General features: G+C 72.2%; 32 protein-coding genes. 17 read left to right on the top strand and 15 right to left on the bottom strand.

What is annotated here, in order from left to right:
- Nucleotides 1-32: 32 nt before the first annotated feature.
- Together AB0H62_RS42780 and AB0H62_RS42775 are read left to right on the top strand one after the other, a co-directional pair.
- Nucleotides 33-353: a putative quinol monooxygenase gene (locus tag AB0H62_RS42780; protein ID WP_220240434.1), complete on the top strand. Its 321-nt coding sequence runs from the start codon at nucleotides 33-35 to the stop codon at nucleotides 351-353.
- Between the two features lie 92 nt (nucleotides 354-445).
- Entirely contained in the window at nucleotides 446-778 is a 333-nt protein-coding gene (locus tag AB0H62_RS42775; protein WP_360592104.1) for an amidohydrolase family protein, read from the top strand.
- 41 nt (nucleotides 779-819) lie between these two features.
- On the opposite strand, the gene AB0H62_RS42770 is transcribed toward AB0H62_RS42775, so the two are convergent.
- The gene (locus AB0H62_RS42770; RefSeq protein ID WP_360592103.1) at nucleotides 820-1,395 is read right to left on the bottom strand and encodes a TetR/AcrR family transcriptional regulator; all 576 of its coding nucleotides are present in this window, start codon (nucleotides 1,393-1,395) and stop codon (nucleotides 820-822) included.
- Between the two features lie 110 nt (nucleotides 1,396-1,505).
- Here AB0H62_RS42770 and AB0H62_RS42765 point away from each other — a divergent pair, with 110 nt between their 5' ends.
- Together AB0H62_RS42765 and AB0H62_RS42760 are read left to right on the top strand one after the other, a co-directional pair.
- Entirely contained in the window at nucleotides 1,506-1,958 is a 453-nt protein-coding gene (locus AB0H62_RS42765) for a DUF1801 domain-containing protein (protein ID WP_220240437.1), read from the top strand.
- Between the two features lie 115 nt (nucleotides 1,959-2,073).
- On the top strand, nucleotides 2,074-2,448 hold the full coding sequence (locus AB0H62_RS42760; protein ID WP_220240438.1) for a hypothetical protein: 375 nt from the start codon (nucleotides 2,074-2,076) through the stop codon (nucleotides 2,446-2,448).
- Here AB0H62_RS42760 and AB0H62_RS42755 read toward each other — a convergent pair.
- Nucleotides 2,358-2,990: a helix-turn-helix domain-containing protein gene (locus tag AB0H62_RS42755; RefSeq protein WP_360592102.1), complete on the bottom strand. Its 633-nt coding sequence runs from the start codon at nucleotides 2,988-2,990 to the stop codon at nucleotides 2,358-2,360. The genes AB0H62_RS42760 and AB0H62_RS42755 overlap by 91 nt on opposite strands.
- An 8-nt stretch (nucleotides 2,991-2,998) precedes the next feature.
- On the opposite strand from AB0H62_RS42755, the gene AB0H62_RS42750 reads away from it, so the two are divergent.
- The 6 genes from AB0H62_RS42750 to AB0H62_RS42725 all read left to right on the top strand — a co-directional run bounded on the left by AB0H62_RS42750 (nucleotide 2,999) and on the right by AB0H62_RS42725 (nucleotide 6,398).
- Complete coding sequence (locus AB0H62_RS42750; RefSeq protein WP_220240440.1) at nucleotides 2,999-3,160, top strand: hypothetical protein; 162 nt, start codon at nucleotides 2,999-3,001, stop codon at nucleotides 3,158-3,160.
- A gap of 34 nt (nucleotides 3,161-3,194) precedes the next feature.
- Nucleotides 3,195-3,503 (top strand): flavin reductase family protein, encoded by a 309-nt coding sequence (locus AB0H62_RS42745; protein WP_220240441.1) that lies wholly within the window; start codon nucleotides 3,195-3,197, stop codon nucleotides 3,501-3,503.
- On the top strand, nucleotides 3,500-3,799 hold the full coding sequence (locus AB0H62_RS42740; RefSeq protein ID WP_220240442.1) for a hypothetical protein: 300 nt from the start codon (nucleotides 3,500-3,502) through the stop codon (nucleotides 3,797-3,799). Before AB0H62_RS42745 ends, AB0H62_RS42740 begins: the two co-directional genes overlap by 4 nt.
- Before the next feature lie 25 nt (nucleotides 3,800-3,824).
- Complete coding sequence (locus tag AB0H62_RS42735) at nucleotides 3,825-5,447, top strand: NAD(P)/FAD-dependent oxidoreductase (RefSeq protein ID WP_360592101.1); 1,623 nt, start codon at nucleotides 3,825-3,827, stop codon at nucleotides 5,445-5,447.
- A gap of 71 nt (nucleotides 5,448-5,518) precedes the next feature.
- Nucleotides 5,519-5,863 (top strand): helix-turn-helix domain-containing protein, encoded by a 345-nt coding sequence (locus AB0H62_RS42730; RefSeq protein WP_220240444.1) that lies wholly within the window; start codon nucleotides 5,519-5,521, stop codon nucleotides 5,861-5,863.
- 88 nt (nucleotides 5,864-5,951) lie between these two features.
- On the top strand, nucleotides 5,952-6,398 hold the full coding sequence (locus AB0H62_RS42725; RefSeq protein WP_220240445.1) for a hypothetical protein: 447 nt from the start codon (nucleotides 5,952-5,954) through the stop codon (nucleotides 6,396-6,398).
- Nucleotides 6,399-6,402: 4 nt separating this feature from the next.
- Here the strand turns inward: AB0H62_RS42725 and AB0H62_RS42720 are convergent, their stop codons facing one another.
- From AB0H62_RS42720 to AB0H62_RS42700, 5 genes are all read right to left on the bottom strand, one after another.
- Nucleotides 6,403-7,173, bottom strand: a complete 771-nt coding sequence (locus AB0H62_RS42720; protein WP_220240446.1) for an NAD(P)/FAD-dependent oxidoreductase — start codon at nucleotides 7,171-7,173, stop codon at nucleotides 6,403-6,405.
- Between the two features lie 283 nt (nucleotides 7,174-7,456).
- A complete protein-coding gene (locus AB0H62_RS42715; RefSeq protein ID WP_360592100.1) occupies nucleotides 7,457-7,984 on the bottom strand; it encodes an FAD-dependent oxidoreductase in 528 nt (175 codons plus the stop codon).
- 128 nt (nucleotides 7,985-8,112) lie between these two features.
- Nucleotides 8,113-9,252, bottom strand: a complete 1,140-nt coding sequence (locus AB0H62_RS42710; RefSeq protein ID WP_360592099.1) for a CoA transferase — start codon at nucleotides 9,250-9,252, stop codon at nucleotides 8,113-8,115.
- On the bottom strand, nucleotides 9,245-10,063 hold the full coding sequence (locus tag AB0H62_RS42705; RefSeq protein WP_220240449.1) for an enoyl-CoA hydratase/isomerase family protein: 819 nt from the start codon (nucleotides 10,061-10,063) through the stop codon (nucleotides 9,245-9,247). Before AB0H62_RS42705 ends, AB0H62_RS42710 begins: the two co-directional genes overlap by 8 nt.
- Before the next feature lie 31 nt (nucleotides 10,064-10,094).
- The gene (locus tag AB0H62_RS42700) at nucleotides 10,095-10,673 is read right to left on the bottom strand and encodes a TetR family transcriptional regulator (protein WP_220240450.1); all 579 of its coding nucleotides are present in this window, start codon (nucleotides 10,671-10,673) and stop codon (nucleotides 10,095-10,097) included.
- A 129-nt stretch (nucleotides 10,674-10,802) separates the two neighbouring features.
- Between AB0H62_RS42700 and AB0H62_RS42695 the strand changes: the two genes are divergently transcribed.
- Together AB0H62_RS42695 and AB0H62_RS42690 are read left to right on the top strand one after the other, a co-directional pair.
- Nucleotides 10,803-11,633 carry an SDR family oxidoreductase gene (locus AB0H62_RS42695; protein ID WP_220240451.1) on the top strand — a complete coding sequence of 277 codons (831 nt, stop codon included), beginning with the start codon at nucleotides 10,803-10,805 and terminating at the stop codon, nucleotides 11,631-11,633.
- A 45-nt stretch (nucleotides 11,634-11,678) separates the two neighbouring features.
- Entirely contained in the window at nucleotides 11,679-12,596 is a 918-nt protein-coding gene (locus tag AB0H62_RS42690) for an SDR family NAD(P)-dependent oxidoreductase (protein ID WP_360592098.1), read from the top strand.
- 33 nt (nucleotides 12,597-12,629) lie between these two features.
- On the opposite strand, the gene AB0H62_RS42685 is transcribed toward AB0H62_RS42690, so the two are convergent.
- On the bottom strand, nucleotides 12,630-13,700 hold the full coding sequence (locus AB0H62_RS42685) for a membrane dipeptidase (protein WP_360592097.1): 1,071 nt from the start codon (nucleotides 13,698-13,700) through the stop codon (nucleotides 12,630-12,632).
- 96 nt (nucleotides 13,701-13,796) lie between these two features.
- Nucleotides 13,797-14,567 (bottom strand): IclR family transcriptional regulator, encoded by a 771-nt coding sequence (locus AB0H62_RS42680; protein ID WP_220240454.1) that lies wholly within the window; start codon nucleotides 14,565-14,567, stop codon nucleotides 13,797-13,799.
- 479 nt (nucleotides 14,568-15,046) lie between these two features.
- Here AB0H62_RS42680 and AB0H62_RS42675 point away from each other — a divergent pair, with 479 nt between their 5' ends.
- The 3 genes from AB0H62_RS42675 to AB0H62_RS42665 all read left to right on the top strand — a co-directional run bounded on the left by AB0H62_RS42675 (nucleotide 15,047) and on the right by AB0H62_RS42665 (nucleotide 17,003).
- Complete coding sequence (locus AB0H62_RS42675) at nucleotides 15,047-15,505, top strand: DUF6328 family protein (RefSeq protein WP_220240455.1); 459 nt, start codon at nucleotides 15,047-15,049, stop codon at nucleotides 15,503-15,505.
- A 100-nt stretch (nucleotides 15,506-15,605) separates the two neighbouring features.
- Nucleotides 15,606-16,211, top strand: a complete 606-nt coding sequence (locus AB0H62_RS42670; RefSeq protein WP_220240456.1) for a VOC family protein — start codon at nucleotides 15,606-15,608, stop codon at nucleotides 16,209-16,211.
- Nucleotides 16,212-16,265: 54 nt separating this feature from the next.
- Nucleotides 16,266-17,003 carry an SDR family oxidoreductase gene (locus AB0H62_RS42665; protein ID WP_360592096.1) on the top strand — a complete coding sequence of 246 codons (738 nt, stop codon included), beginning with the start codon at nucleotides 16,266-16,268 and terminating at the stop codon, nucleotides 17,001-17,003.
- 651 nt (nucleotides 17,004-17,654) lie between these two features.
- Here the strand turns inward: AB0H62_RS42665 and AB0H62_RS42660 are convergent.
- From AB0H62_RS42660 to AB0H62_RS42650, 3 genes are all read right to left on the bottom strand, one after another.
- A complete protein-coding gene (locus AB0H62_RS42660) occupies nucleotides 17,655-17,819 on the bottom strand; it encodes a hypothetical protein (protein ID WP_220240458.1) in 165 nt (54 codons plus the stop codon).
- Nucleotides 17,820-18,200: 381 nt separating this feature from the next.
- On the bottom strand, nucleotides 18,201-18,365 hold the full coding sequence (locus AB0H62_RS42655) for a hypothetical protein (RefSeq protein WP_360592095.1): 165 nt from the start codon (nucleotides 18,363-18,365) through the stop codon (nucleotides 18,201-18,203).
- Between the two features lie 14 nt (nucleotides 18,366-18,379).
- Complete coding sequence (locus AB0H62_RS42650) at nucleotides 18,380-18,646, bottom strand: DUF4235 domain-containing protein (protein ID WP_220240460.1); 267 nt, start codon at nucleotides 18,644-18,646, stop codon at nucleotides 18,380-18,382.
- Between the two features lie 177 nt (nucleotides 18,647-18,823).
- Here AB0H62_RS42650 and AB0H62_RS42645 point away from each other — a divergent pair, with 177 nt between their 5' ends.
- Entirely contained in the window at nucleotides 18,824-19,216 is a 393-nt protein-coding gene (locus tag AB0H62_RS42645) for an STAS domain-containing protein (protein WP_360592094.1), read from the top strand.
- Between the two features lie 69 nt (nucleotides 19,217-19,285).
- On the opposite strand, the gene AB0H62_RS42640 is transcribed toward AB0H62_RS42645, so the two are convergent.
- Nucleotides 19,286-20,626, bottom strand: coding sequence for an NtaA/DmoA family FMN-dependent monooxygenase (locus AB0H62_RS42640; RefSeq protein ID WP_360592093.1), 1,341 nt, complete (start codon nucleotides 20,624-20,626; stop codon nucleotides 19,286-19,288).
- Nucleotides 20,627-20,637: 11 nt separating this feature from the next.
- Entirely contained in the window at nucleotides 20,638-21,759 is a 1,122-nt protein-coding gene (locus AB0H62_RS42635; protein WP_220240463.1) for an LLM class flavin-dependent oxidoreductase, read from the bottom strand.
- Between the two features lie 146 nt (nucleotides 21,760-21,905).
- Here AB0H62_RS42635 and AB0H62_RS42630 point away from each other — a divergent pair, with 146 nt between their 5' ends.
- The gene (locus tag AB0H62_RS42630) at nucleotides 21,906-22,322 is read left to right on the top strand and encodes a DUF302 domain-containing protein (protein WP_255638001.1); all 417 of its coding nucleotides are present in this window, start codon (nucleotides 21,906-21,908) and stop codon (nucleotides 22,320-22,322) included.
- A gap of 6 nt (nucleotides 22,323-22,328) precedes the next feature.
- Here AB0H62_RS42630 and AB0H62_RS42625 read toward each other — a convergent pair whose 3' ends face one another.
- Nucleotides 22,329-24,578: an FUSC family protein gene (locus AB0H62_RS42625; protein WP_360592092.1), complete on the bottom strand. Its 2,250-nt coding sequence runs from the start codon at nucleotides 24,576-24,578 to the stop codon at nucleotides 22,329-22,331.
- Between the last annotated feature and the right edge of the window lie 40 nt (nucleotides 24,579-24,618).

Here is a 24,618-nt window from a genome sequence, read left to right as displayed (position 1 = left end):
GCTACGCTGCTGAGGGCACGAAGGAGGAACAGATGATCTTCATCACCGTGAAGTGGCAGATCAAGCCGGAGTACGCGGACCGGTGGCCGGAGCTCTCGCGGGAGTTCACCGAGGCCACGCGAGCCGAACCGGGCAACAAGTGGTTCGACTGGTCCCGCAGCCTCGACAACCCGAACGAGTACGTCCTCGTGGAGGCCTTCGCCGACGACGCGGCCGCGGCGCACGTCAACGCGGACCATTTCAAGAAGGCGCAGGCCGACTTCCCGCAGTACCTGCAGAAGACCCCGGACATCATCAACACCACGCTCGACCAGGACACCTGGTCGGAGCTGGGCGAGATGAAGGTCGGCTGAGGCACCCCGGACACGACGGCGGCGGCGCACCCCTGAGTGGGTGCTCCGCCGTTTTCGTCTGCCGTACCCCCTCGATCGGCGGTGGCGTGTCTGTGGCGATCGAAACGGAAGCGGCATGGTCCCGTGGTCGGGACCAGTCGGCGGCGCGAGGGAATCGACGGGTTGATCGGCGCCGGCACGACGGCGCTCGACGTGCCGGACGGCACGGTCCTGCCGGCCTTGACGTCCTGAACTCCTTCGCCCTCAAGCTCGCCGGCATCACCGAGGACACGCCCGAGCCGCCCGGCGGCATCATCGAACGGGACGCGTCCGGCCGCCTGGCCGAACGGCTCGTGGACAACGCGCTGCACCTCGCCGAGCACCTGCTGTCCCCGGCCGACTTGGCCAAGCGGGTCGAAGGGTTTCGCCGCGCGTCGGGCGACTGACGGCCGGATCGCGCACCGACCGGCGGCGAGTCCACAAAGGATCAAGTGGCGTACGCGGCCATGAACAGGTCGATCAGGCCGTCGACCGCGGCTTCGTCGACCGGGCGGGTCGAGAGCAGGGCGCGGTAGTAGAGCGTGCCGCACAGGACCTCGGCGGCGAACCCGAGCTCGGCGTCCGCCTTGAGCTCGCCGGTGCGCTGGGCGAGGGTGATGCGCTCGAGTGTGCTCTTCTCCACGGTCACCAGGAACCGCTCGTGCAGCGTTGCGCGCAGCGCATCGTCGGACTGCGCTTCGGCGATCACCGCGCGGTACACGGGCCCGATCGGGGGCGTGGAGAGGGCGGGTGCCGAGCGGAGGAACTGCTCGCGCAGGTCGGCGCGGACGTCACCGGTGTCGTGGTAGTCCAGGTCGGTCGTCCAGACGCGGGCGAGCGCGTCGAGCAGCAGCGCGGACTTCGACGGCCAGCGGCGGTAGATCGTGTGCTTCCCGACCCCGGCCCGGCGCGCGACCGCCTCCATGCTCAGCCCGGCGTAGCCCACCTCCGTCGCGAGGTCGAGCGTGACCCGCAGGAGCTCGTCGGTACGCGCGGCGCCTCGGCGCCGGGGTTCCTCGGCCATGGCTGGGGAGTCTAACGGCACGGACCGTGCCATTGACAGGTGTCGACGGGGAAGCAATGCTGAGCCCGGATCGGCACGGTCCGTGCCGATCTGGACGGAAGGGGAATCTGATGGCCACCAGACAGGCGGCTCGGCGCGAGGGCTTCAGCGCCGAAGAGCGCGCGGCGATGAAGGACCACGCGAAGGACCTCAAGGCGGCCGCGCGTGGCGGCTCGAAAGCCGAGAAGGCGGCGCAGGCGCGCCAGGACGTGCTCGACAAGATCGCGGAGCTGGACCCGGCGGACCGGGAGCGGGCCGAGCGCGTGCACGCCGTCGTCCTGGCCGCGGCGCCGCAGCTGGAGCCGAAACTCTGGTACGGCATGCCGGCCTACGCCCTCGACGGCAAGCTCCTGTGTCACTTCCAGCCGTCGGCGAAGTTCAAGACGCGCTACCCGACGCTCGGTTTCAGTGACTTGGCGAAGCTCGACGACGGTGCGCTGTGGCCGGTCGCGTATGCCGTGACCGAGGTGACCGCCGAGGTGGAGAAGCAGATCACCGCGCTGGTGCGGCGGGCGATCGGCTGATCTCGCGCCGTCCACCGGGGAGGCTGCACGGTTGACATCGCGTACTTGTGACGGTCGGCACGGGTGCTATACGCTCGCGGGCGGTCACCGTGGACCCGTTCGCAGGAGGTTCGAGATGTTCGTCGCGCTTTTCTGGGGCAAGGTCAAGCCGGAGTGGCAGAACGACGAGTACGCCGCGATCGGGGCGCGCATGTTCGAGCGGGCCTGCGCGATGCCGGGGTTCGTCGCGCTGCACAAGCTCGACGTGCCGGACGGGCGTGAGCTGGCCATCGCGTACTTCGAGACCGAAGAGCACATGCGCGCTTGGTACGACGATCCCGAGCACCGCGCCGTGCAAGCGTTGGGCCACCGGGAAATCCTCGACGACTACACGATCGAGATCCTCGAGCTGACGCGCTCCTACACCAAGGCGACCTCGACTTTCGAGGCCACCGAGGAAGATTGCTGCGCCGCGGACGAGCTCGTGGCCGGGCTGCGCGCGAAGGCCTGATCCCGCCCGGAAAGGGCCCGGCCGGGTGAGGTGCCGTAGAGCTCACAGTGGAGCGCGGCGAAGCGGTGGGCGTTGCTGAACCCCCACCGCAGCGCCACCGCCGTCACGGTGGTTTCTTCCGCGCTCTTGGCCACGAGCTCCTCGTGGGCGCGCCGCACCCGGAGCTCGCGCAGGTACTTCATCGGCGAGGGCAGGTCGGCGCGGTGGAACGCCGCGCGCAGGCCGCGCACGCTCAACCCCGCCGCGGACCAGACCGGGGAGATCGTGGTGGTCAGCCGGCTGCTCGGCGGTGAGCAGGTGCCGCTGCTGTGGCACCTGCCGCGCCGGCGCACCGCCGTTCGCGCCGACGTGCTCGGCGTGGTGGTCCGCCCGCACCCGCTGTGGGCGACCGCGAGCGGCCGCCGGCGCAACGCGGCCCGTTGCTGCCGGAGGAACCGGTGCCCCGGCTCACGGGGCAGACGCCGGTGGACTCGGCCGGGCTCAAGAGCGTGATCAAGACCGGGGTGAAGGACGGCCTGCATTTCGAGCAGGGCGAGGTCCACAACGGACTGTGGTGCTGCTCGGTGCGCTCGAACCCACCCAGGCCGACGAACGGCTCGCCCTCGCGGCGATCTGCCTGACCGCGCCGGACGTCGTGCAGGAAAGACGAATCCATCGCGTGCTTCGGCAAGAGGCGTTCAACACGATCGTCGGGCTCACCGCGGGCGGGTGAGGCAGACTCGGGACGCCGCTCGGAGAGGAGTGTCATGAGCGTGACCACGGGAACCGCCGGCGTCGACGGCGGTCTGTTCCGCGAGGCCATGGCGGGGGTGTGCGCGCCGGTGTCCATCGTGACGACGCTGCACGACGGGGTTCCCCACGAAACCATGGTCAGCGCCTTCGCGGCGCTCTCGGCCGATCCGCCGCTGGTCAGCGTCGCACTGGACACCGGTTCGAGGGTGCTGGCCCGCGTGCGGCTTTCGGCGGTGCCGCGGCTGGACGAGCCGCTGACCTACCACAACCGGGCATTCGGAACCCACCTGCCGCAGCAGGTCGAACGGGAGGAGAAGGCGTGAAGGTCGTCATCGGTGCGGAGCTTCGGCCGACGGTGGTCGAAGCCGAGGAGCTGAGGTCGCTGTCGGTCGAACGAGCCGAGGGAGTCACCGAAGCCGACGTCGACGCGGCGTTGCGCGGCGCCGGAGCCGGCACCGCGGCCGGCGGGCACGCGTGGCTGTCGGTGGCGTGGCTGCGGGGCGAAGGACCAGGTGACGATCCACAGTGGACTGAAGCGTTCGGGAAGATGATCGTTTACGCTGAGAGCAAGGGCTGGACCGATCCGCGACGGGACGCGGTGCGGGCCCACCTGTCGTGACGAGGACGGCGTGAAGGGGAAGTAGATGCCGGACGCGATCGTGATCGGCAGTGGCGTCAACGGGCTGGTGGCGGCGGCGGAACTGGCCGGTGCGGGTTGGTCGGTGACGCTCGTGGAGCGCAACGACCGGCTCGGCGGGTTCATCGCGAGCGAGGAACGCACGCTCCCGGGCTACGTGCACGACACGTTCTCCTCCTGGCACCCGCTGTTCGTCTCGGGCGGCGCGTACGCGGCGCTGGGGGAGGAGCTGCACCGGCACGGGCTCGTCTACCGCAACGCCGACGGGCCGCTCGTCGCGAGCATCGCCGACGACGGGCACGCCGTGGTCGCGCACCGCGACCCGGAGCAGACCGCGGCGGAGTTCGCGCACGCCGAGGACCGCACCCGGTACCTGAAGGCGTTGCAGGACTTCCTGGACCACGCCGGCCCCGTCGGCGGGCTGATGGGTTCGGAGCTGCGCTCGCCTCTGTTGTTGAAGCACGCCGGCGGGCTCGCGCGAGGCCTCGGCCGCACGGGGACCGAACGCTGGCTGCGTGACTTCGTGAGCAGCGGCCGTTCGTGGTGCGCGCGGGAGTTCACCGGCTCCGAGGTCGACCACCTGTGGATCCCGTGGCTGCTGCACGCCGGCCTGGCCCCCGACCAGGCCTCGGGCGGGTTCCTCGTGCCGGTGCTGGCGGCGACCATGCACGGGTTCGGCCTGCCCGTGGTCGAGGGTGGGGCCGGACGGTTCGTCGAGGCGTTCCGATCGCTGCTCGAAGCTCGGGGTGTGGAGATCCGCACGGGCGCGCCGGTCGAACGCATCCTCGTCGAAGGCGGCCGCGCGGTCGGTGTCGTGGCCGGCGGTGAGACCCTGCGGGCCACGCGGGCCGTGGTCGCGTCGGTGACTCCGACGGCGCTGTACGGCGAGCTGCTGCCGGCCGGGTCCGTGCCCGAGCGGGTCACCGACGAGGCCCGCCGCTTCCGCTACGGCCGTGCGGAGCTGCAGATCCACGTCGCCTTGTCCGCGCCACTGGACTGGCGCGACGAGCGGCTGCGCGAGATCCCGCTCGTCCACGTCTCCGACGGTTCGGCGAGCACCGGCATCGCCTGCGCCCAAGCGGAAGCCGGCCTGCTGCCGGACCGCCCGACGATCGTGGTCGGCCAGCAGTACCTGCTCGACCCCTCACGCGTGCCCGAGGGCGCGGCCGCGTTGTGGTTGCAGCTGCAGGAAACGCCGTTCGCCCCGGTCGGTGACGCGGCGGGGGAGCTCGACGTCACGGACGGCTGGACGTCGCGGCTCGCCTCCGCCTACGCCGACCGCGTGCTGGACCGGATCGCGCGGCACGCGCCCGGGCTGCGGGACAAGGTGCTGGCCGTCGACGTGATCACCCCGCCCGACCTCGAAGCCGCGAACGTCAACGCCGTCGCCGGCGACCCGTACGGCGGCGCCGCCGAAGTCGACCAGAGCTTCCTGTGGCGCCCGTTGCCCAGCGCGGCCCACCACCGTACGCCGGTGCCGGGGCTGTGGCACATCGGCGCGTCGACTCACCCGGGCGCCGGGCTCGGCGGCGGCTCGGGCCACCTCGTCGCCCAGAGCCTCACCACGCCGTCGCGCGTGGAGACGGCGAAGTCCACGCTGACGTCTTGGTTGAGGGGCTCGCGCCCCTGAGCGCGGGCCCGTGACGACGGGTGCGGCGGCCGGGAAACCACCTCGCATCAGCGGTCGCGGCGGCAGGCGGGATGGCGGCCGGCAGCGAACCCCTCGGCACCCCGCCCGCGAAGGCGGTGCTGCGCCGCGCGCGGGCGATCCTGCGGTCGTTGGACGCGAGCTCGTCCGTGCTCGGGATCAGCGGGCTGGCCCGCCGCAGCGGCCTGCCGAAGGCGACGGTCCACCGGCTCGTGCAGGAGCTCGTCGAATGCGAGCTGCCGGAGCGCGACGGACACCGCTACCGCCTCGGCACGTGGCTCTACGAGCTGGGCCAGCGCGCGCCTGCCCACCGGTCGCTGCGCGTGGTCGCGAGCGAGGCGGGCTTCGGCGAGCGGGACCTCGTGGAGGTGCTGCGCGCGTCTCGTCCGGAGGTATGAGACGGCGGCCGAGGTTCGTTCGCGCGGTCGATCTTCGCCGTCGCCGGTTGCGGGAGTCTCGACGCATCGGCACACGAAGGAGACCCCGATGCTGAAGACGGACTTCATCCCCGGGCCGCAGTGGCTTCCGCAGGGCAGGATCACCGGGCTGCCCGCGTGGTACTTCGTGCTCGTGGGGCTGCTCGCGGCGAGCGGGGACCTCACCGTGCAGTTCCAGGACCGGTACCCGTGGGTGGCGCTGCTGCCGCTCGTCGTGCTCGCGGTCCACCTGGTGTTGTGGTCCACGATGCTCGCGCGGCGACGCCGGCTGCTGCGCGCGGTGTGGCGCCGCAAGCAGGCGCTGGGCCTGGTGGCGACGCTGTTCGTGGCGCGGCTGCTCGTGCAGCTCGGCCTCACGCGGCTGACCGACAGCGTCGCGCCGCTGCACAGCTACACCCACCTGATCCTCGGCCTGATGATGCTCGTGGTGACGACCGTGGGTGCGTGGTTCGACCAGTGGCTGGTGCTGCGCGTGGTGAACAAGGACCGCGCGTGAGCCGTCAGCGGCGGCGCTTCGCGTCCCGGAGCACGCGCTGGGCCGCGAGCCGGCCGGACGTCGCGTTGGTGCCGGCGCCCGGCCAGGTCGCCGCGCCTGTGAGGTAGAGCCCGTCGACCGCCGTGCGGTAGCTGTGGTGGCCCCAGCCGAGCGGGCGGAAGACGAAGTTCTGCGGCAGGTGGTGGCTGCCGCCGACGCTGTCGCCGCCGACCAGGTTCGGGTTTGCGGATTCGAGGTCCTGGGGTGTGTGCACCGCGTACTTCGCGATCCGGGCCGACGCGCCGGGTGCGTAGCGCTCGAGCTTCGCGAGTACGCGTTCGGCCATCGGCTCGGCCGCTTCGGGCCAGGTCGTCGCGCGGATCGTGCCGGCCGCGTCGCCGCGGATCACCGAGGGCACGGTGCGGACCTGCAGCCACGCGACGTGCTTGCCGGCGGGGGCGCGTGTCGGGTCGACGGCCGTGGTCTGGCCGACGACCAGCAACGGGTCGGCGGGCAGGAGGCCGGCCTGGGCTTCGGTGTAGGTCTTGGCGAGGTCGTCGACGTAGGGCGCGGCGTGGACGTCACCGAACTCGGCGAGGTCTTCGCCGGCGGCCCAGGGGAGCGGGCCGTCGAGTGCGAGGTGGAGCATGAGCGTGGCGGGGCCGTAGCGGAAGTTCTTCGCCTTGCGCCGCAGGTCTTCGGGGACGTCGAGCAGCTTTCCGTACAGCGCTCGGGGTCCCACGTTGGCCACGACCGCGCCCCGCGCCCGCAGGCGGGTGCCGTCCGCCGTCCGCACCCGACGGCACGGTCGTCCTCGCGCAGCACCCCGTCGACCTCGAGTCCTGTGTGGACTTCGCCGCCGTGCTCGGCCAGCAGCGCGGCGAGTGCGTCCGGGAGTCGCTGCGCTCCGCCTTCGACGACGGACATGCCGTTTTCCATGTCGGCGAACAGCTCCAGCAGCGGGAACATCGCGCCCCCGCCGACGTCCGGCGCGAAGTCGAGGTGCATGCCCCAGCACGCGGCCATCGCCTGCGCTTCGCGGGTCTCGAACCAGGTTTCGCCGAGCTCGCGGGTGCTCATCAGCAGCGTCCGGGCCAGGTCGAGCGCACCGCGCACCCCCTGCTTCCGGACCAGTCGCGCGACTTCTCCGACGGCGGCTCTCGACGGCAGCGCCGAGCCGTAGAGCGCGAACAGGTGGGTGGCGAACCGACGGTACACCGCGTAAGGCGCTCGAATCCCTCGGCGTCCGCCCGCGAATGGGCGGCGAGGCCTTCGAGCGTCTTCTCGTGGTCGTGGTGGACTCGCAGGCTGCGGCCGTCGGGGAAGACGTTGGAGTAGGGCTGGTGCGTGACTCGGAACTTGAGGCCCAGCCGGGTGAGGTCGGTGCCGAAGTCGGCGTAGGCGGCGCAACCGAGGAACAGGTTCTGGTTCGTCGAGTACAGGTCAGGCTCGAACCCCGGCAGCGTCACCTCCCCGCCGGCGATCGCCCCGCCCACGCTGTCGTTGCGCTCCACGACGGCCACGGACCACCCGGCCTTGGCGAGGTACAACGCCGCGACGAGCCCGTTGTGCCCACCACCGATCACGATCGCGTCGTACGTCCTCACCGGTCCGCCTCGCGCATCGGGGCCCCTCCTCGACTCCGGCTCAGCGTAAGGGTTTTCGGCCCGTCGCGGCTTTCGGCGTGCCCCACCCCAGTCCTCGCCGAAGGTCATCGGCGAGGACCACCCAGGAGCTACGGGCCGAAGACCTCCGCGTTGTGCTCCCCGACGGACGGCGCCGGGATCGGGTCGAGGCGAGCGCCGTCGACCACGAGCGGTGATTTCGGCGCCAGGTGCGGGCCGACGCCGGGCTGGTCGAGGGGTGCGAAGAGGTCCTGGTCCGCCAGTTCGGGGTCGCGGCCGACCTCGGCGAAGGTGCGGTAGCGCTGCCACAGGATGCGGTGGGCGTCGAGGGCCTTGGCGGCGTCGGCGTACGGCGTGGTGGCGAACCAGCGGGCCAGCAGCACCGAGATGAGGTCGCGGTGTTCGAAGCGGGCGGCTTCGCCGGAAAAGTCGATCGCGAGGGAGTCGGCGAGAGCGGCGAAGGCGGCGGTGAGGCCCGTGGCGGCCAGCAGCTTCGTCCAATGGCGTTCGGTCAGCACGACAACCACGACGGCCACGCCGTCGGCCGTGGTGAAGTCGCGGCCGTAGGTGCCGTGGATGTCGTTGCCGGACTTGGCGCGTTCGTGGTCGGTGACCTGGGCTTCGGCGAGGTAACCGAGGTTGCCCGCGGTGGCGAGGGCCACGTCCTCCAGCGCGACGCGCAACGACGCGCCCCGGCCGGTTTGAAGGCGGCGGCGCTCGGCGGCGAGCAGGCCCGTGGCGAGGTACAGGCCGGCGGCGAGGTCCCATGCGGGCAGGACGTGGTTCACCGGCCCGGGCACGTCGGGCGGGCCGGTGATGAGCGGGAACCCCGTGGCCGCCTGGACGGTGTAGTCCACGGCGGCGCCCCCGTCGGAGCGGCCTTCCAGCAGCACGTGGATCACGTCAGGGCGCCGCGCGGACAGCGCGGAGTGCGTGAGCTCGGGATGCCGATCGGTGTTGGTGACGACGACACACGGTCCACCGTGGACGATCAGGTCCGCCACCCGCTGTCGGTCCACTTCGGACGCGAGGTCCACCGCGATCGAGCGTTTCCCTTTGTTGAGCCCGGTCCAGTACAGGCTCGTGCCCGAGTCGGCCAGCGGCCAGCGCGTGCGGTCGGGCGCGCCGCCCAGCGGTTCGACGCGCACGACGTCGGCGCCCAGCTGGGCCAGGGTCAAGCCGCACAGGGGAGTGGCGACGTAGCTGGAGATCTCGACTACCCGCAGCCCGTCGAGCAGTGCCTCAGGCATCGGCGCCGCCCCGGCCGGTGAAGTCGGGCTTGCGGCGTTCCCGGTGCGACGCCAGGCCTTCGCGCACTTCCGGCCCCGCGAACCCGTAGAACTCCAGCGCCAGCGAGGAGTCGAAGATCGCGCCGGCGATCTGCCGGTACCACGCGTTGAGGCTCTGCTTCGTCCACCGGATCGCGTTCGGCGCGCCGAGCGCCAGCTCCCGGGCGAGGCCGCGCGCGGTCGGCAGCAGCTCCGCCTCTTCGTCCACGCACAGCGAAACCAGGCCGATCCGCTCGGCCTCCTCACCGCTCATCGGCCGGCAGGTCATCAGGTAGTACTTGGCTTTCGCCATCCCGCACAGCAGCGGCCAGCAGATCGCCGCGTGGTCCCCGGCCGCGACGCCGAGCCGCGTGTGGCCGTCGACGATCTTCGCCGTTTTCGCGACCACCGACACGTCCGCGAGCACGCCCGCCACCAGCCCCGCGCCGACGGCCGGCCCGTGGATCGCGGACACGATCGGCTTGGAGCAGTCGATGATGTTGTAGACGAGGTCCCGCGCCTCCCGCATGGTGCGCGAGCGGGCCTCGAAATCGGTGGTCAGCTTCTCGACCAGGTCGAACGACCCGCCGGCGGAGAACCCCTTGCCCTCGCCGCGCAGCAGCACCGCGTTCACCGCGGGGTCGCGGTCGAACTCGCGCCAGATCTCGGCGAGGTCGCCGTGTGCGGCCTCGCTCACGGCGTTGAGGTTCGGCCCGTCCAGCACCAGTTCGACCACGCCGTCCTCGTCCGGCCCGTCGACCCTGAGGTGCTCGAAACGCGCGTACCGGCTCATGCGGCTCCTTCCGCTCGTGGATGATCAGAGCTCAGTCTGCACCGTCGGACCCCAGGAGTTCGGCCACGACGGCCGTGGTCGCGCGCAGCACGGCCTCACGGTGGCGCTTGCGGCGGGCGGCCGAGTCGTGGCCGGCGGGGGAGCGGATGTCGGGCGGGGTGAGATTCCACGACTGCGCCAGCGCGAGGGTGAGCATGAGGACGTCGATGCCCTGCTCGACGTCGACGTCGTGCCCGGCGGAGATCTCCGCGGCCTTGTCGAGGTGGGCGCGCACCTCCGCGGCCGACGCTTCGGGGCGCTCGAGCGCCTTCCACTGCATGAGGCGCATCACGGTCGGCTCGGCGACGAGGTAGTCGAACAGCGCGCCGATGTAGCCGGGCAGGTCGTCGGGCGTGAAGGGGACCAGGTCGGCGAGCACGCCGAGCCGCGCGTCGAGGACGGCGTCGAACAGGGCGTTCTTCGAGCCGTAGTACGCGTAGATGGCCTGCTTGTTCGCCGAGGCCGCGGCCGCGATGCGGTCGACCCGGGCACCGGCAAGGCCGCGCTCGACGAACTCGTCGTGCGCCGCCTCCAGCAGGCGGGCGCGGGTCGCGTCCGAGTCGTACGTCATGGCCCCAGGGTAATAAACCAACTGGCTGGTTGACAATCCGGCGGAGCCGTGGCTAGATTTTAAACCATCCAGTTGGTTTTGTCTTGCGCAGATTAAACCAAACAGTTGGAACTATCGAAGGAGCGCGACATGGTCACCTGGTTCGTCACCGGCGCGTCGACCGGCATCGGCCGGGCGGTCACCGAGCAGCTGCTGGCGCGGGGACACCGCGTGGCCGCCACGGCGCGCCGGCCGGAGACGCTGGCCGGCCTGGGACACCCGGACCTGCTGTGGACCGCACAGCTGGACGTGACCGACACGGCGCAGCTGCGGTCCGTGGTCGAGAAGGCGTTCGCGGAGCTCGGGCGCATCGACGTGGTCTTCTCCAACGCCGGCGCCGCGGCGTTCGGGGCCGCCGAAGAGCTGTCGGACGAGGCGATCGAGGGGCAGCTCGCGCTCAACACCACCGCGCCGATCCAACTGTTCCGCGCCGTGCTGCCGCACCTGCGCGCGCAGGGCGGCGGGCGGTTCGTGCAGACGTCCACGATGGGCGCCCACATCTCCAGCCCCGGCGGCAGCATGTACCACGCGTCGAAGTGGGCTGTGGAGGGCTTCCTGGAGTCGGTGATCGGCGAGGTCGCGGCGTTCGGCGTCGGCATCACGATGGTGGAGCCCGGCACCATCCGCACCGGCTTCGGCGCGGCGATGTCCGTCGCCGAACCGCTCGACGTCTACGCGAGCACGCCCGTCGGCCGGCTGCGCCAGTACCTCGAAGGCGCCGGCAACCTCACCGGCGACGCCCCCGGCGACCCGGCTCGCGTCGCGACGGCCGTGATCGACTCGGCCGGCGTCACCCCGGCCCCGCGCCGCCTCGCCCTCGGCGCCGATGCCTTCGAGGCCATCCGGGCCGCACTGACCACGCGCCTCGCCGAGCTGGACGCGGGCGAGGACGTGGCCCGCAGCACCGATTTCCCCCGCTGAACCTTCGGTACCCGGGTGCCGAGAAGATCGAAGAGAGCTGGAAAAATGACTGACACCGCACTTCCGTTCACGGCTTCATCCACTGCCGCCGAGGTGCTCGACGGCGTCGACCTCACCGGCCTTCGCGCCATCGTCACCGGAGGCGCGTCCGGCATCGGCCTCGTCACCGCCCGGACTCTGGCGGCGGCCGGCGCCGACGTGACCGTGGCCGTCCGCAACCCGAAGGCCGTCGAGGATCTGCCCGCTGTGCAGCTCGACCTGGCGGACCGCGCGAGCATCGCGGCTTTCACCGCCGCGTGGGACGGCCCGCTGCACATCCTGGTCAACAACGCCGGGGTCATGGCGCTGCCCGAGCTCACGCGCACCGCCGACGGGTGGGAGCGGCAGTTCGCCGTGAACCACCTCGGCCCGGCCGCGCTCACCCTCGGCCTGCACGACGCCCTCGCCCAGGCCGGCGGCGCCCGCGTGGTCAACGTCGCGTCCTCGGCCCACCTCATGGCCGCGGTGGACTTCGACGACCCGCACTTCGAGCGCACGCCATACGAAGCGTGGACCGCCTACGCCCGCTCGAAGACCGCGATGATCCTCTTCACCGTCGCCCTCGCCGAACGCTGGGCGGCCGACGGCATCACCGCCAACGCGCTGCACCCGGGCGGCATCATGACCAACCTGCAGCGCCACCTCGACGAAACGCAGCTCGGCTTCGTCGGCGCCCTCGACGACCACGGCAACGTCCTCGCCGTCCCGCCGGGCTGGAAGACTCCGGACCAGGGCGCGTCGACGTCGGTGCTGCTCGCGGGTTCGCCCCTGGTCCAGGGGATCACGGGCCGCTACTTCGAGGACACCGTCCTCGCGCCGGTCCAGCCGAACCCCACCCCGGACGGCAAGGGTGTCGCGCCGTACGCGATCGACCCGGCACTCGCGGCGCGGCTGTGGGACGAGACGCAGAAGATGCTCGGCTGAGGCCGCTGACCACAGTGGACGGTCCGGGACCGGCTAGCGTGCGGCTCCCGGAACTCCGAGCTCCTTCAGGAACAGGTCGTGGAAGCTGAGCCCGAGCACCTGGCGCACGTCGGGCTCGGCCCAGCCGCGGTGGCGGAGCTCGGCGGTGATGCGGGGGAGCCCGGCCGGGCCTTCGAGGCCGGGCACGAACTCGCGCGCCGTGCGGTCGTCCCACGAGCGTTCGTCGGCACGGCGGAGGCTGTCGGAGACCTCCTTGATGAAGTCGGGGCCGAGGCCGACGTGGGCGACGCCGACGACGTCCGCCGCGTGTTCGATGTGGTCGGCGACGCGGGCGACGGTGTGCTCGTGCTCGTCGACGAACTGGGCCAGGACGTTGATCCCCACGACCCCGCCGGCGTCGGCGATCGCGCGCAGGCGGGCGTCGGTGAGGTTGCGGTGGTGGGCGCGCACGGCGAAGGCCGAGGAGTGGGACGCGACCAGCGGCCGGGTGGCGAGCTCCAGCAGGTGGTCGGTGGACGTGGCGCCGAGGTGGGAGACGTCGAGCATGATGCCCAGCTCCTCGCACACCGCCACGGCGTCCACGCCGGCACTCGTGAGGCGGCCGCCCGTGTCGTCCTCGGCCGAGCCGTCGGCGAGCATTGTGCGCCCGAAGTGCGTGAACGACGCCATCCGCACGCCGAGCCGGTGCAGCGTCTCGAACAGGCCGACGTCGAGGCCCACGGCTTCGCAGCCCTCCAGCGCCAGCACGAGGGCGATCCGGCCGTCGGCGAGGGTTTCGCGGATGTCGTCGCCGGTGAGGCACAGCCGCACGGCATCGCGGTTGCCGGCCTCGACGCGCCAGGCGGTTTCGATCATCCGCAGCGCCTGGCGCAGCGCGCCTTCGGGGCGGAACTCGGGTTCGAGGAACACCGGCAGCACCTGGAGGTCGACGCCGCCGGCGCGCAGCTGCGGCAGCCATACGCTGCGGAAGTACGCGGCCTGCCGGGCGGCGGGGTAGCGCGAGCAGAGCATGAGCAGGTCGTTGTGCGCGTCCGCGACCACGGCGTCGTGGTGCATGGCGTCGTGGTGCAGGGCGTCGTGGTGCAGGGCGACTGCTTCGGTCATGACAAGGCACTCCTCGACGGTCCACAGTGGAATCGCCGGCGAGTCTAGGCGTGTGGTGGCTGTACCGTCACGTGGTGATGCTCTGAGAGCACGCCGTCAGGACGCTCGGCTCATGATGGCACTGAGCCGGCGCGCGGCGACCTTGGTCGTCGCGCTGAGCTCGGTCAGGCGGTCCAGTGCCCGGCTCGTCGGCGCGGACACGTTGAGCGACGCGATGATCCGCCCGGTCGCGTCCCGCACGGGCGCGCCGACCGACAGCAGCCCGCCCTCCAGCTCGTCGATCGCCACGGTGCAGCTCTCCTGCCGCTCGTGGTGCAGCCGTTCGAGCACCTCGGCCACGCTGCGCAGCGCGCGCGGGCCGAACTCGCCCGGCGGCGTGCGCGACAGCAGCGCGCGGATGTCGTCGTCCTCGTGGTCGAGGATCAGCGCGCGGCCCGACGCGGTCACGTGCAGGGGCGAGGTCCGCCCGACCCAGCCGCCGGCCTGCACGGTGTGGGGCGAGCGCTCACGCAGGATCGTGAACGACTGGTCGCCCTGCAGGATCGACAGCAGCGCACTTTCGCCCGTCTCGGCGACCACGGCGCGCAGCACCGCCGTGCCGCTGCCGAGCAGCCGCTGGTCGCCGGCGTGCGCCGCGAGCACGTGCAGCTGCCAGCCGAGCCGGTACCCACGCGTCTCGGGGTTCTGCTCGACCAGCCCGTGGGCGGACAACGCCTTGAGCATCCGCGAGATCTGGCTGCGCTCACGGCCCACGTGGCGGGCGATCTCGGCCCCGGACAGCTCGGGGTGGCGCGTCGCGGTGCCAGTGTCCGAGACTTCGGCCCGGTTGGGGGCACTGCCGTTCGACGCCGGTGCTCCGACGGTCACCCTCCGCACGGCCGGCGGCGGTGGGCACGGGTCCCCTGCGGACCGTCCGGTCGAGGCGGTGCTGCGCGACGTGCGTGACGAGCTGCTTTCCGTGGAGGAGGCGCTCGACGTGTACGGCGTGACCGTGGACCTGGAGGCGCTGACCGCGACGCGGAACGCTTGATCCTCGGTGTGAGCACCATGGTCCCGAGCGCGTGGTGAGCTCCGTAGCGGAGATTCGCTCCCGGTACCCCGGGGGTGAATCTCCGCCGCAGAGGAGATGATCTCGAAACAGTCCGATGAGGACAGTCGGTTCCCCGGTTCTCCGGGCAGGTCGAAGGGCGTCGCCGACCTCGTGGACCGGCGACGCCCGGTCGGCGCGACCTGGCTGGGACCGCGTGCCGCGCCTGAAATTCGGGTACCCCGTCTCGCGGGGGTGAAACCTTGCCGGGACGTGCGAAGCGCTGCCGTCTTCGCTGGTCGTGCTTACACTCGGATGGGTGACGGAGCACTCCGGCGAGACCCGCGATGAGAAGCTCGGGCGGAACGTGAGTGAGCTCCTGCAGGAGCTGCGGGTGGCCCAGGCCGGGGTGCAGATCCTGTTCGGGTTCCTGCTTTCGGTGGTCTTCACCTCCCTGTTCCGCGAGGCCAGCGGGTTCGAGAAGGGCCTGCACATGGCGGCCGTCGTGCTCGCGGTGGCAGCGACGGCAATGCTCACCGCACCCGCGGCCTGGCACCGGTTGCTGTTCCGGACGGGCAGCCGCGAGCACATCCTCACCGTGGGCAACCGCGTGGTGGTCGCCGGGCTGGTCTGCCTGGCTCTGGCCATCACGGTGACGGTCGCGCTCATCGCGAAGGTCGTCTACGGCGCGGCGGCGATGTTCGGCGTGGCCGGCTTCGCGCTGTTGCTCTTCGTCGTGTTCTGGGGTGTCGCGCCGCGCTTGCTCAGACGCCGGTGAGCCACACCTGGACCCGATCGGCGGGAAGATTTTCAACGCCGGGCCCGCTTCCGGGCACAACGGCTACGCTGGGGCGCCTGCGTTGCCACGGGAGGCCGGGATGACCACGTCGGAGAGCGGGCTCGAGAACGTCGACATGAAGGTCGAGGTGCTCGTGATCCCCGTCGCGGATGTCGAGCGGGCCAAGGCGTTCTACACGGGAATCGGCTGGCGCCTGGACGAGACGCCGCCGTGGATCGTGCAGCTGACCCCGCACGGGTCGCCGTGCTCGGTGCAGTTCGGGGCGAACCTCACGGACGCGAAACCCGGGTCGGCGAAGGGGTACGTGGTCGTCTCCGACATCGAGGCGACGCGCGCCGCGCTGGTCGCTGCCGGCGTCGCCATGAGCGAGATCGTCCACTTCGGCCCGGACGGGCCGGAGCCCGGGGTGGACCCGGATCGCACCAGCTACCGGTCGCAGGCCACGTTCGCCGATCCCGACGGGAACCAGTGGCAGCTGCAGGAGATCACCACGCGGCTGCCCGGGCGGGTCGACGCGGCGGAGACGTCGTTCGCGTCGGTGAGCGACCTGGCCGACGCGATGCGCCGCGCGGAGGTGGCGCACGGCGAGCACGAGAAGCGCACCGGCCAGGCCGACGCGAACTGGCCGGAGTGGTACAGCCGGTACATGGTGGCGGAGCGGGCGGGCACGGAACTGCCGCTCTGAGGGATTTCACGAGGCGGCATTTCACGAGGGGGCTTTCACGAGCACGGAGGACGGATGGCGGACGTCGAGCGGGGGCGGGGTCTGGCGGGCCAGACCGTCGTCGTCATCGGGGGCAGCGCGGGGATCGGCCTGGAGACCGCGCGGCTCGCGCGGGCCGAGGGTGCGCAGGTCGTGCTGACCGGGCGCGATCCGGAGAAGCTCGACAAGGCCGCGGCCGATGTCGGCGCGCAGGACACCGCGGCCTTCGACGCGACCGACCCCGCGGCGATGGCCGCGTTTTTCCAGGGCCTGGCCGCCGTCGACCACGTCATGATCACCGCTGGGGCGCCGCGCTACGGGCCGCTGCTGGCGATGTCCGCGGCGGAGATCCGCGACGCGTTGAGCGACCACCTCGTGGTCGGCCTCGAAGTCGCCCGCAGCGCCGCCCCGAAAATGCCCCCGGGTGGCTCGCTCGTCCTGATGGGCGGCACCGGCGGCCGGCGGGTGAACCGCGCGCTCGGCATCGTGTCCTCGGCCACCGCCGCGCTGCCCCCGTTCGCCGCGACGCTGGCCCTCGAGATCGCACCGGTGCGGGTGAACCTGATCGCCGCGGGGTTCGTCGACACGCCGTTGTCGGCGTCACTGCTGGGCGAGGGCCTGGACGAGCGCCGCGCCGAACTGCGCGCCACGCTGCCCATCGGCCGCGTCGTCACCCCGGTGGACGTCGGCGCGCTCGCCGTGCACCTCATGACCAACACGGCGCTGACGGGCGCAACGTACGACATCGACGGTGGGCAGCAGTTCGTCTTCTGACGCTCGGCCTCCGGCGGTGACCCGGCCGGCGAGCACGGTCAGACGGAGCGAGTCTCGGGCGGGCAAGTCCCGTTTCCGAAGTGCGGATTTGCCCGTCAGTCCATTGAGGACCGTCGAGTCGAGGTGGCGAGGGTCGAGCCCGGCGAGCGGACGGTCGACGAGCCGCTGGTCGGGTGTGGCGATCAGGCGCCTCGGGGCCCGAACGCGCCGGCGAGATCGTCGGCCGTGAAGGCCCGGCCGCGGTGCGACGGTAGTGCACGCCGTGGCGGGCGAGGCGCTGCCGGAGCGGCCCGGCGTCGAGGTAGCCCTCGGCGAGCCCGAGGACTTCGTCACCGCCAGGCGCTGCGGAGCCCAGCGCCACGTGCCGGGGATCAGCGCCGGCCAGCCGGGCCGGGCAGCCGTTCGCGCAACGAGGTCGACTCGACGTCGGCGAGCCGGCGCGGCCGCTTCGTGGGCGGCCGCCACCGTCGGCCGCGGCGGTCCTGGCAGGCGGTGCCGAGCCGGACGGCCCGCACCGCGCGGCCGCGGTCACCCGGCCGTTCCGCCCGTGTCGCGCACGGTCGATGGCGGTCCGCCGAGGGTGCACCGCAAGGGCGGTCAGGCCACGCCGAAGAATGATGCTTGGGGACGGGGAGTGGACGAATCGGCAGGTCAGTCGGTTTCCGGCTGCTGCCATTCGCGTCCGGCGCGCTGCGCGGCGATCCGGATCTCGTTGCCGGTTTCCCGGCGGTTCTGCCCGGGCAGTTCGGCGGCCCGCGGCGTGGGTTCGGCGTCCGCGTCCGGCTGTTGTCGGGTCTCCTGTTCGGCCATGGTCATGGTTGCCTCCGTTCTCTTTGCCCCACAACGATTCCGGATACCCGCCCCCGCGGCAAGCAAACGCGACTCCGCTTCACCCGGAAGGTGAGGGGTTGCGCATTCGGCCGGCGACCCGTCGACCCCGGCCCGGCAGGCCGGCGGCGCCGCCCGAGTACCCGCCGTTCCACAATGATCCGGAGGTGCCCACGGGCGCCCCTGCACCTCGAAAGGCCAGCAGGTTCAGGCGATCCTGGGCCCAAGAAAGTCCGATGTGGACATTCGAGTGCAGATCGTGCGACGCGTCGGTGAACCGCGTTCACGCCGAGCGCCCCGCCGACCTCGAACCGGTGACCGGCGCAGCGCGAGGGCGCCGGCGTCGGACAGCGCTGGGGGTCGGATCGGTCAGTCGCCGCCGCGGAAGTTCTCCGTCCCGCGGCGGGACCGGCCGTGCTCGTCCTCCAGCGGCGTTTCCCGTTCGGCCCACCGCGAAGGCGGCGGACGGTTGCCGCTCGAGTCCTCGTCGGCGGCCACGCGGTGGAGTTCGAGGGTGGGTCGTTCCTCGTCCACGGTCGCTCCCTTGGTCAGTCGTCGCCGGGCCACTCGCCGCTGGCCTTCTCGTAGCCGACGGCGCCGGCGCGCTCGGCGGCGGCCTTCACCGCGCCGAAGATCGCGCCCTGCACGGCCGCGGCGATGAGGATCTCCTGCCAGCCGCGGTGCTTGTCCGTCGCGCTCGGGGCGTCGTCCTCGCCGGCGATCCGCTGCCACAGCAGCTTGAAAACCTGCCCGGCGACCAGACCGCCGAGGGCGCTGACGGCGAAGTTCAAAGGTTTGTACAGCGTCTTTTTCATGCCGGCCGGGTACCCCGGCGCGAGCGAGGCTCAACCTCGGCCGTGACCGGCGTAGGCTCCGGTGACCGCGGTTCACCAAGAAGCCGTCTGCCGTCGTCCCGGCCGTGCCGAGGACTGCGGAGACCGGCCGGGCCCGCGTACCTGGCGTCTCCGCCGATGCGTGGAGGGAGGCCTGCCGTGGCGGAACCCCTCCCGGACGTGGCCGCGAACCCGCCGGTCGTCGTCGTGCTCACCACCGCCGAGGACACGACCGTGGTGGTCCGCGGCGACGTCGACGCGACGATCGCCGGCCGGCTCGCCGAGCAGCTGGCCGTGGAGCTCGAGCTCGGGCCCCCCGTGCTGCTCATCGACCTGCGTGAGGTCACTTTCTGCTCGTCCGACGGCATCAGCGCCCTCGTCCGGGCCCACGAGGCCGCCCGCGTCGCCGCGGTGCCCTACGCGATCGTCACCGGCCGGGTCGCGGTGCTGCGTCCCCTGCGGATGCTCGCGCTCGACCGCGTGCTGCAGGTTCACCGCGACCTGTCCGACGCGAAGGCGTGGCTGGGGATCGTGTCGCGGCTGCGCTCCTGACACCGGCCGCGTCCGCGTGCGTGAGGGCGCGGCCGGCCCACAGGGGGCGTCGCCGGCGCACCTGCGGTGTCAGGGCTGCGAGAGTCCCAGGTGGTCTCGCAGCGTCGTACCCGAGTACTCCGTCCGGAACACCCCGCGGTCCTGCAGCAGCGGCACCACGGTGTCCGCGAACTCGTCGAGCCCGCCCGGCGTCACGTGGGGCACGAGGATGAACCCGTCGGCGGCATCGTTCTGCACGAGGTCGTTGATGGCGGTCGCGACGGTCGTCGGGGAGCCGATGAACGTCTGGCGCCCCGTGACCTCGATGATGACCTCCCGCGCGGTCAGGTTCTTGGCCTCCGCGAGCTGGCGCCACTCCTTCGCCGTGGCCAGCGGGTCCCGGTACATCCGCACGCTGGCGCGGCCCTTCGAGATCAGGTCCTCGCCGACGACCGGGTCGAAGTCGGGCAGCGGGCCGTTCGGGTCGTGCTCGGACAGGTCGGTGTTCCAGAGCTGTTCGAGGAACTTGATCGCCGTCTGCTCGCTGACCTGCTGCAGCCGCACCACGTGGGCTTTCTCGTGGGCGTCGGCGTCGGTGTCGCCGAGCACGAAGGTCGCGGCGGGCATGATCACGAGCTGGTCGGGCGTGCGGCCGTACTTCGCGAGGCGGCCCTTCACGTCGCGGTAGAACGGCCGGCCGGTCTCGAGCGTGCCGTAGCGGCTGAAGATGGCGTCGGCCGTGGCGGCGGCGAACTCGCGGCCCTCGTCGGAGTCGCCGGCCTGGATGGTGACCGGCCGGCCCTGCGGGCCACGCGGCACGGGGAAGCGACCGTCGATGGTGAAGTGCTGGTCGTGGTGGGAGAACGCGCCGGCGTGGGCGTCGGACAGGAAGCGGCCGCTCGCCTTGTCCGCGAGGACCTCGTCGCCGCGCCAGGAGTCGAACAGCTCCCAGGCCGTGCGCAGGAACGTCTCGGCGCGCGAGTACCGCTGGTCCTGCGGCAGGAACCCGCCGCGGCGGAAGTTCTCGCCGGTGAAGGCGTCCCACGACGTCACGACGTTCCACGCCGCGCGCCCGGCCGAGAGGTGATCCAGCGACGCGAACTGGCGCGCCACGTCGAACGGCTCGTTGAACGTCGAGTTGATCGTGCCCGCGAGCCCCAGCCGCTCGGTGACGGCGGCCAGCGCCGAGAGGACCGTGAACGTGTCGGGGCGCCCGACGACGTCGAGGTCGTAGATGAGGCCGTTCTGCTCGCGAAGCCGCAGGCCTTCGGCGAGGAAGAAGAAGTCGAACTTGGCGCGCTCGGCCGTCTGCGCGAGCTTCACGAACGAGCTGAACTCGATGTGGCTGCCCGCCTCCGGGTCGCTCCACACAGTGGTGTTGTTGACGCCCGGGAAGTGCGCCGCGAGGTGGATCTGCTTCGGCTCGGTCATCGGGTCCCTCCTCAGGCGGCGTAGCGGTTCGCGGGGCGGGGCAGGCCGAGCAGGCCCCGCAGCGTGGCGGCTTCGTAGTCGTGGCGGAACGCGCCGCGCCCGCGCAGCTCGGGCACGAGTCCGCGCGTGACGGCGGTGAGGTCGTCGGGCAGCGCGCCCGGTCGCAGCCGGAACCCGGTCAGGCCGGCGGCGTGCCAGTCGAGCAGCAGGTCGGCGAGCTCGGCGGGCGTGCCGGTGAAGACGTGCGCGTCGGAGGTGTACTCGGTGCCGGCGAGGTCGTCGAGGCGCGCCTTGCGGTCGGCGGCGGCGCCCGGCTTGTCGTCGAGGAACACCACGAGGTCGGCGAACACTCGCAGGCGCTCGTCCACGGCGGCGCGGATTTTCGTGACGTCCGCCCGGTCTTGCGGTGTCACGTACACGAGGTCGGCGGCTTTGTCGGCCAGCCGGTAAGCACGGTCGTTGTGCGCCAAGGCGGCGACGGGCGGCTGGCCCTGCGGCGGCCGCGGCGTGATCGACGGGCCCTTCACCGAGAACCAGCGGCCCTCGAAGTCGATGTAGTGCAGTTTCTCGCGGTCGACGAACCGGCCGGTGGCGACGTCGCGGATCTCCGCGTCGTCCTCCCAGCTGTCCCAGAGCCGGCGCAGCACCTCGACGTAGTCCGCGGCCTCGTCGAACAGGTCCGCGGCGTCGGCCGGTTCGCGACGGCCGAAGTTGCGGTACTCCTCCTCGTGGCGCGACACCTGCACGCGCACGCCCGCCCGGCCGCCGCTGACGTAGTCGAGCGTCGCGATGGCCTTCGACAGGTGGAACGGCTCCGTGTGGGTGACCACAGCCGTCGGCACCAGGCCGATGCGCGAGGTCACCGGTGCGACGCGCGAGGCGATGAGCACCGCGTCGAGCCGGCCCTGGACGACGTCGGTGCGGTCCTCGAACGGGCCGCGGGCGTCGGCGCGCAGGGACAGGAAGTCCTCGAAGGTGACGAAATCCAGCTTCGCCGCTTCGGCCTCCTGCACCAGGCCGGTCCAGTACCCGGCCGTGAGCAGCTCGGCCGGCCGTGCCGCCGGCTCCCGCCACGCCGCCGGGTGCCAGCCGGCTCCCTCCAGTGCGACGGCGAGCAAGGGTCCACCTGCCATGTGCGCGTCCTTTCCGCTCGGCCTGCCTTCGCAGTGTGCGCCGGGACACGCGGGTGCGGCAGCCGGAACCAGCCATTGGGAAAGCCGGGGTTTTCCTGCCCGATCGGGAATAACGCGGGGGAGTAGCGTCCACGCGGGAACCCGGCGTGGACGAGGGAGTGGTGATGGCGGGAGAAGGCCTGGTGACGGTCGCGAGCAGCCGGCCGGTGGGGGAGACCGTGGACCGGCTCGTGGAGCTGGCCGAGAACGCGGGGCTGATCGTGTTCGCGCGCATCGACCACGCGGCCAACGCGGTCGCCGCGGGCCTCGAGCTTCGGCCCATGCAGCTGCTGGTGTTCGGCCACGGCCGCGGCGGCACCCCGCTGCTCGCCGACGGCCCCACGAGCGGCCTCGATCTGCCGCTGAAGGCGCTCGCCTGGGAAGATGACCAGGGCGCCGTCCACGTCACCTACAACGACGCCACGTGGCTCGCCGAGCGCCACAACCTGGGCGACGGCAGCGCGGCCGCGGTGGGGGCGCTGGGCAAGGGGCTCGCGACGCTGGTGGGGAAGGCGACGGAGTAGCGCTCCTCAGCTCATCAACGACGAATGCCGCGAAGCCGTCGTCACCGGGCTGACCAGGGTGGGCTGCAGGCGGCGGGCCGCGTCGAGGTGGTCGGCGGTCCAGATCATCTTCACGGCGGTCGCGGTGCCCTGGTGGTCGTCGCCGGAGAGGTCGCGGTGGACGGCCGTCAGGAGGCGCGCGTCGGCGGCCGGGTCGCGGGACTTCAGCGGCGGGACGATGCCGGAGCCGGTGAGGGCGTCGGCGGTGGCTTCGTACCAGCGGGCCAGTTCGTCGCTCGCCGCGAGGACCTCCACCCGCGCGGCGGTGCGGTCGCCGACGGCGCCGCCGGTCTCGCGGCGCCACAGGTCCAGCACGGCCTCCGCCGTCAAGCGGAGGACCGCGACGGCCGTGATCATCGCCGCGACGTCGGCCAGGGGCACGTGCTTCGGGCCGCGCTCGGTGAGGAACACGCGGAAGGCGTCGTCCAGGCGGCGGGCCGCGGCGGCGGCGCGGCGGTTCTCGTCGCCGGGCTCGGCGGTCGCGGGGACCAGCGCGTCGCAGCGGCTCACGCCGTACTCGACGGCGCCGCGCAGGTAGCGGGCGATGTCGGCGAGCCCGTCCGCCACGGCGCGCCGCAGCTCGGCCGCGGCGCCGCGCGGCCAGAACACGAACCCCACCACGAGGCTCACGGCGCACCCGATCGCCACGTCCTCCACCCGCACCAGCCCGATCCGCAGCCCGGCCGGCTGGATGAGCGAGAACAGCAGCAACAGCACGACCGTGAACCCGGCCTGCCCGGCGGCGAACGAGATCACGGCGGGCGCGAGCCCGGTGAACACCACCGCGATCGGCAGCAGCGCCCAGAACACCGTCGTGTCGTGGCCGAGCAGCAGGATCAGCACGCTGCCGACCACGATTCCCGCGACCGTGCCGAGCAGCGCCCGCACCGCGCTCTGCCCGGTGCTCAGCGCGTTGGACCGCAGCACGGCCATCGTGCCGAACGCGACCCAGAACGAGTGCTCCACCCCGGTCAGCTCCGCGATCAGCACGGCCGCCCCGAGCGCGATGCCGCCGCGCAGGCTGTTGTGCAGCGTCACCGAGTTCCAGGCGACGTGCGCGCCGGTCCGCTCCTGCACCGACGACAACGCCGAACCGGCGCCGTCCGGGCGCCGCCCGATCAGGTGCTCCCACCAGGTCCGCCGCCGCGCCGCCACGGTCAGCTCGATGTTCTGCGCGATCTCCGAGATCGCGAAGCTCATCTCCTGGGCGCCGAAACTCGGTTCGAGCGACGTCACGAACTCCGCGGTGTCCGGGTCCGGCAGCGCCGACGTCGCGGTGGCTTCCATCTCCCCGCGCGCGTCCCGCAGCCGCGCGAGCTCGGCCACCAGGTCGTCGGGCGCCGAAGCCACCGCCTTCAGCAGCCCCGCGCCGTGGTCGAGCAGCACGGCGGCGGCCAGCTTGACCTCCGACACCGCCGCCGTCGTGGCGCCGTGACCTTCGGCGACGGGCATCCGCGCCAGGATCTCCTCGAGCCACACGACCTCGTCGATGAGCCGCACGAGCGTGCGCGTCGAGGTCGTCAGCCCCGTCGGGCGGTAGGGCGTGCCGAAGAACGAGTCCCGCAGCGCGGCGACGGCGGCACTCGACTCCGCGACGATGTCGTCGACCTGCGCCACCAGGTTCGGCAGGAATCCGCAGCGCACGCACTCGACCTCGGTCCGCAGCCGCTGCGCCAGCAACGCGCACGCGCGGGCCGTCGCGATCCGCAGCGGGTTGCGTACCGGCGAGGGCCACAGCACGGCGATGGCGGCCATCGACACGACCCCCGCCATGCCCCAACCGAGCAGCCGGTCGGGCAGCGTGGCGAGCGAGCCGGGCAGCGTCGCGGGCAGGATGAACGACACGAGCAGCGACGTCGTCGCACTGGCGATCACGGAGCTCACCACTGCGGCGAACAGCACCACGAACGCCACCACCACCGTGGTCACCGCCGCGAGCCAGACGACCCGCGACACCAGCGTGCCCAGCGAGATCAGGAAGCCGCCGGCGAGCACGAGCGCGCCCTGCGCGAACACGCGGTCGCGGATCGGCCCGCCGAAGTCGACGAACAGCAGCAGCGCCACCGAGCCGACGGACGCGAACAGGCCCGTCAGCGCGCTGCCCAGCACCAGGTTCCCGACCGCGAACAGCGACGGCAGGATGATCGCGGCCCGGCCCGTGCGGCGCAGCGCCGAGAGGTTGTTGTCCCGGCTTCGCAGCCACCCGAGAACCGTCATGGCCCGCCGTGCCTCCCACCGTCGAGGGGGCACCACGCCC

Origin of the sequence: Amycolatopsis sp. NPDC050768, assembly GCF_040654155.1 — a bacterium.
In the GTDB taxonomy this organism is placed as follows: Bacteria; Actinomycetota; Actinomycetes; order Mycobacteriales; family Pseudonocardiaceae; genus Amycolatopsis.
The sequence above is the reverse complement of the archived record's forward strand: the minus strand, read 5'-3'. Positions and strand labels throughout refer to the sequence as shown.

Excerpts from the sequence above, each read along its gene's own strand:
- AB0H62_RS42660 (WP_220240458.1), bottom strand. The coding sequence starts at position 17,819 with ATGACCATGGCCGAACAGGAGACCCGACAACAGCCGGACGCGGACGCC.
- AB0H62_RS42760 (WP_220240438.1), top strand. The coding sequence starts at position 2,074 with ATGTTCGTCGCGCTTTTCTGGGGCAAGGTCAAGCCGGAGTGGCAGAAC.
- AB0H62_RS42735 (WP_360592101.1), top strand. The coding sequence starts at position 3,825 with ATGCCGGACGCGATCGTGATCGGCAGTGGCGTCAACGGGCTGGTGGCG.
- AB0H62_RS42730 (WP_220240444.1), top strand. The coding sequence starts at position 5,519 with ATGGCGGCCGGCAGCGAACCCCTCGGCACCCCGCCCGCGAAGGCGGTG.
- AB0H62_RS42640 (WP_360592093.1), bottom strand. The coding sequence starts at position 20,626 with ATGACCGAGCCGAAGCAGATCCACCTCGCGGCGCACTTCCCGGGCGTC.
- AB0H62_RS42770 (WP_360592103.1), bottom strand. The coding sequence starts at position 1,395 with ATGGCCGAGGAACCCCGGCGCCGAGGCGCCGCGCGTACCGACGAGCTC.
- AB0H62_RS42745 (WP_220240441.1), top strand. The coding sequence starts at position 3,195 with ATGAGCGTGACCACGGGAACCGCCGGCGTCGACGGCGGTCTGTTCCGC.
- AB0H62_RS42695 (WP_220240451.1), top strand. The coding sequence starts at position 10,803 with ATGGTCACCTGGTTCGTCACCGGCGCGTCGACCGGCATCGGCCGGGCG.
- AB0H62_RS42710 (WP_360592099.1), bottom strand. The coding sequence starts at position 9,252 with ATGCCTGAGGCACTGCTCGACGGGCTGCGGGTAGTCGAGATCTCCAGC.
- AB0H62_RS42725 (WP_220240445.1), top strand. The coding sequence starts at position 5,952 with ATGCTGAAGACGGACTTCATCCCCGGGCCGCAGTGGCTTCCGCAGGGC.
- AB0H62_RS42635 (WP_220240463.1), bottom strand. The coding sequence starts at position 21,759 with ATGGCAGGTGGACCCTTGCTCGCCGTCGCACTGGAGGGAGCCGGCTGG.
- AB0H62_RS42690 (WP_360592098.1), top strand. The coding sequence starts at position 11,679 with ATGACTGACACCGCACTTCCGTTCACGGCTTCATCCACTGCCGCCGAG.
- AB0H62_RS42665 (WP_360592096.1), top strand. The coding sequence starts at position 16,266 with ATGGCGGACGTCGAGCGGGGGCGGGGTCTGGCGGGCCAGACCGTCGTC.
- AB0H62_RS42705 (WP_220240449.1), bottom strand. The coding sequence starts at position 10,063 with ATGAGCCGGTACGCGCGTTTCGAGCACCTCAGGGTCGACGGGCCGGAC.
- AB0H62_RS42685 (WP_360592097.1), bottom strand. The coding sequence starts at position 13,700 with ATGACCGAAGCAGTCGCCCTGCACCACGACGCCCTGCACCACGACGCC.
- AB0H62_RS42700 (WP_220240450.1), bottom strand. The coding sequence starts at position 10,673 with ATGACGTACGACTCGGACGCGACCCGCGCCCGCCTGCTGGAGGCGGCG.
- AB0H62_RS42625 (WP_360592092.1), bottom strand. The coding sequence starts at position 24,578 with ATGACGGTTCTCGGGTGGCTGCGAAGCCGGGACAACAACCTCTCGGCG.
- AB0H62_RS42650 (WP_220240460.1), bottom strand. The coding sequence starts at position 18,646 with ATGAAAAAGACGCTGTACAAACCTTTGAACTTCGCCGTCAGCGCCCTC.
- AB0H62_RS42780 (WP_220240434.1), top strand. The coding sequence starts at position 33 with ATGATCTTCATCACCGTGAAGTGGCAGATCAAGCCGGAGTACGCGGAC.
- AB0H62_RS42670 (WP_220240456.1), top strand. The coding sequence starts at position 15,606 with ATGACCACGTCGGAGAGCGGGCTCGAGAACGTCGACATGAAGGTCGAG.
- AB0H62_RS42765 (WP_220240437.1), top strand. The coding sequence starts at position 1,506 with ATGGCCACCAGACAGGCGGCTCGGCGCGAGGGCTTCAGCGCCGAAGAG.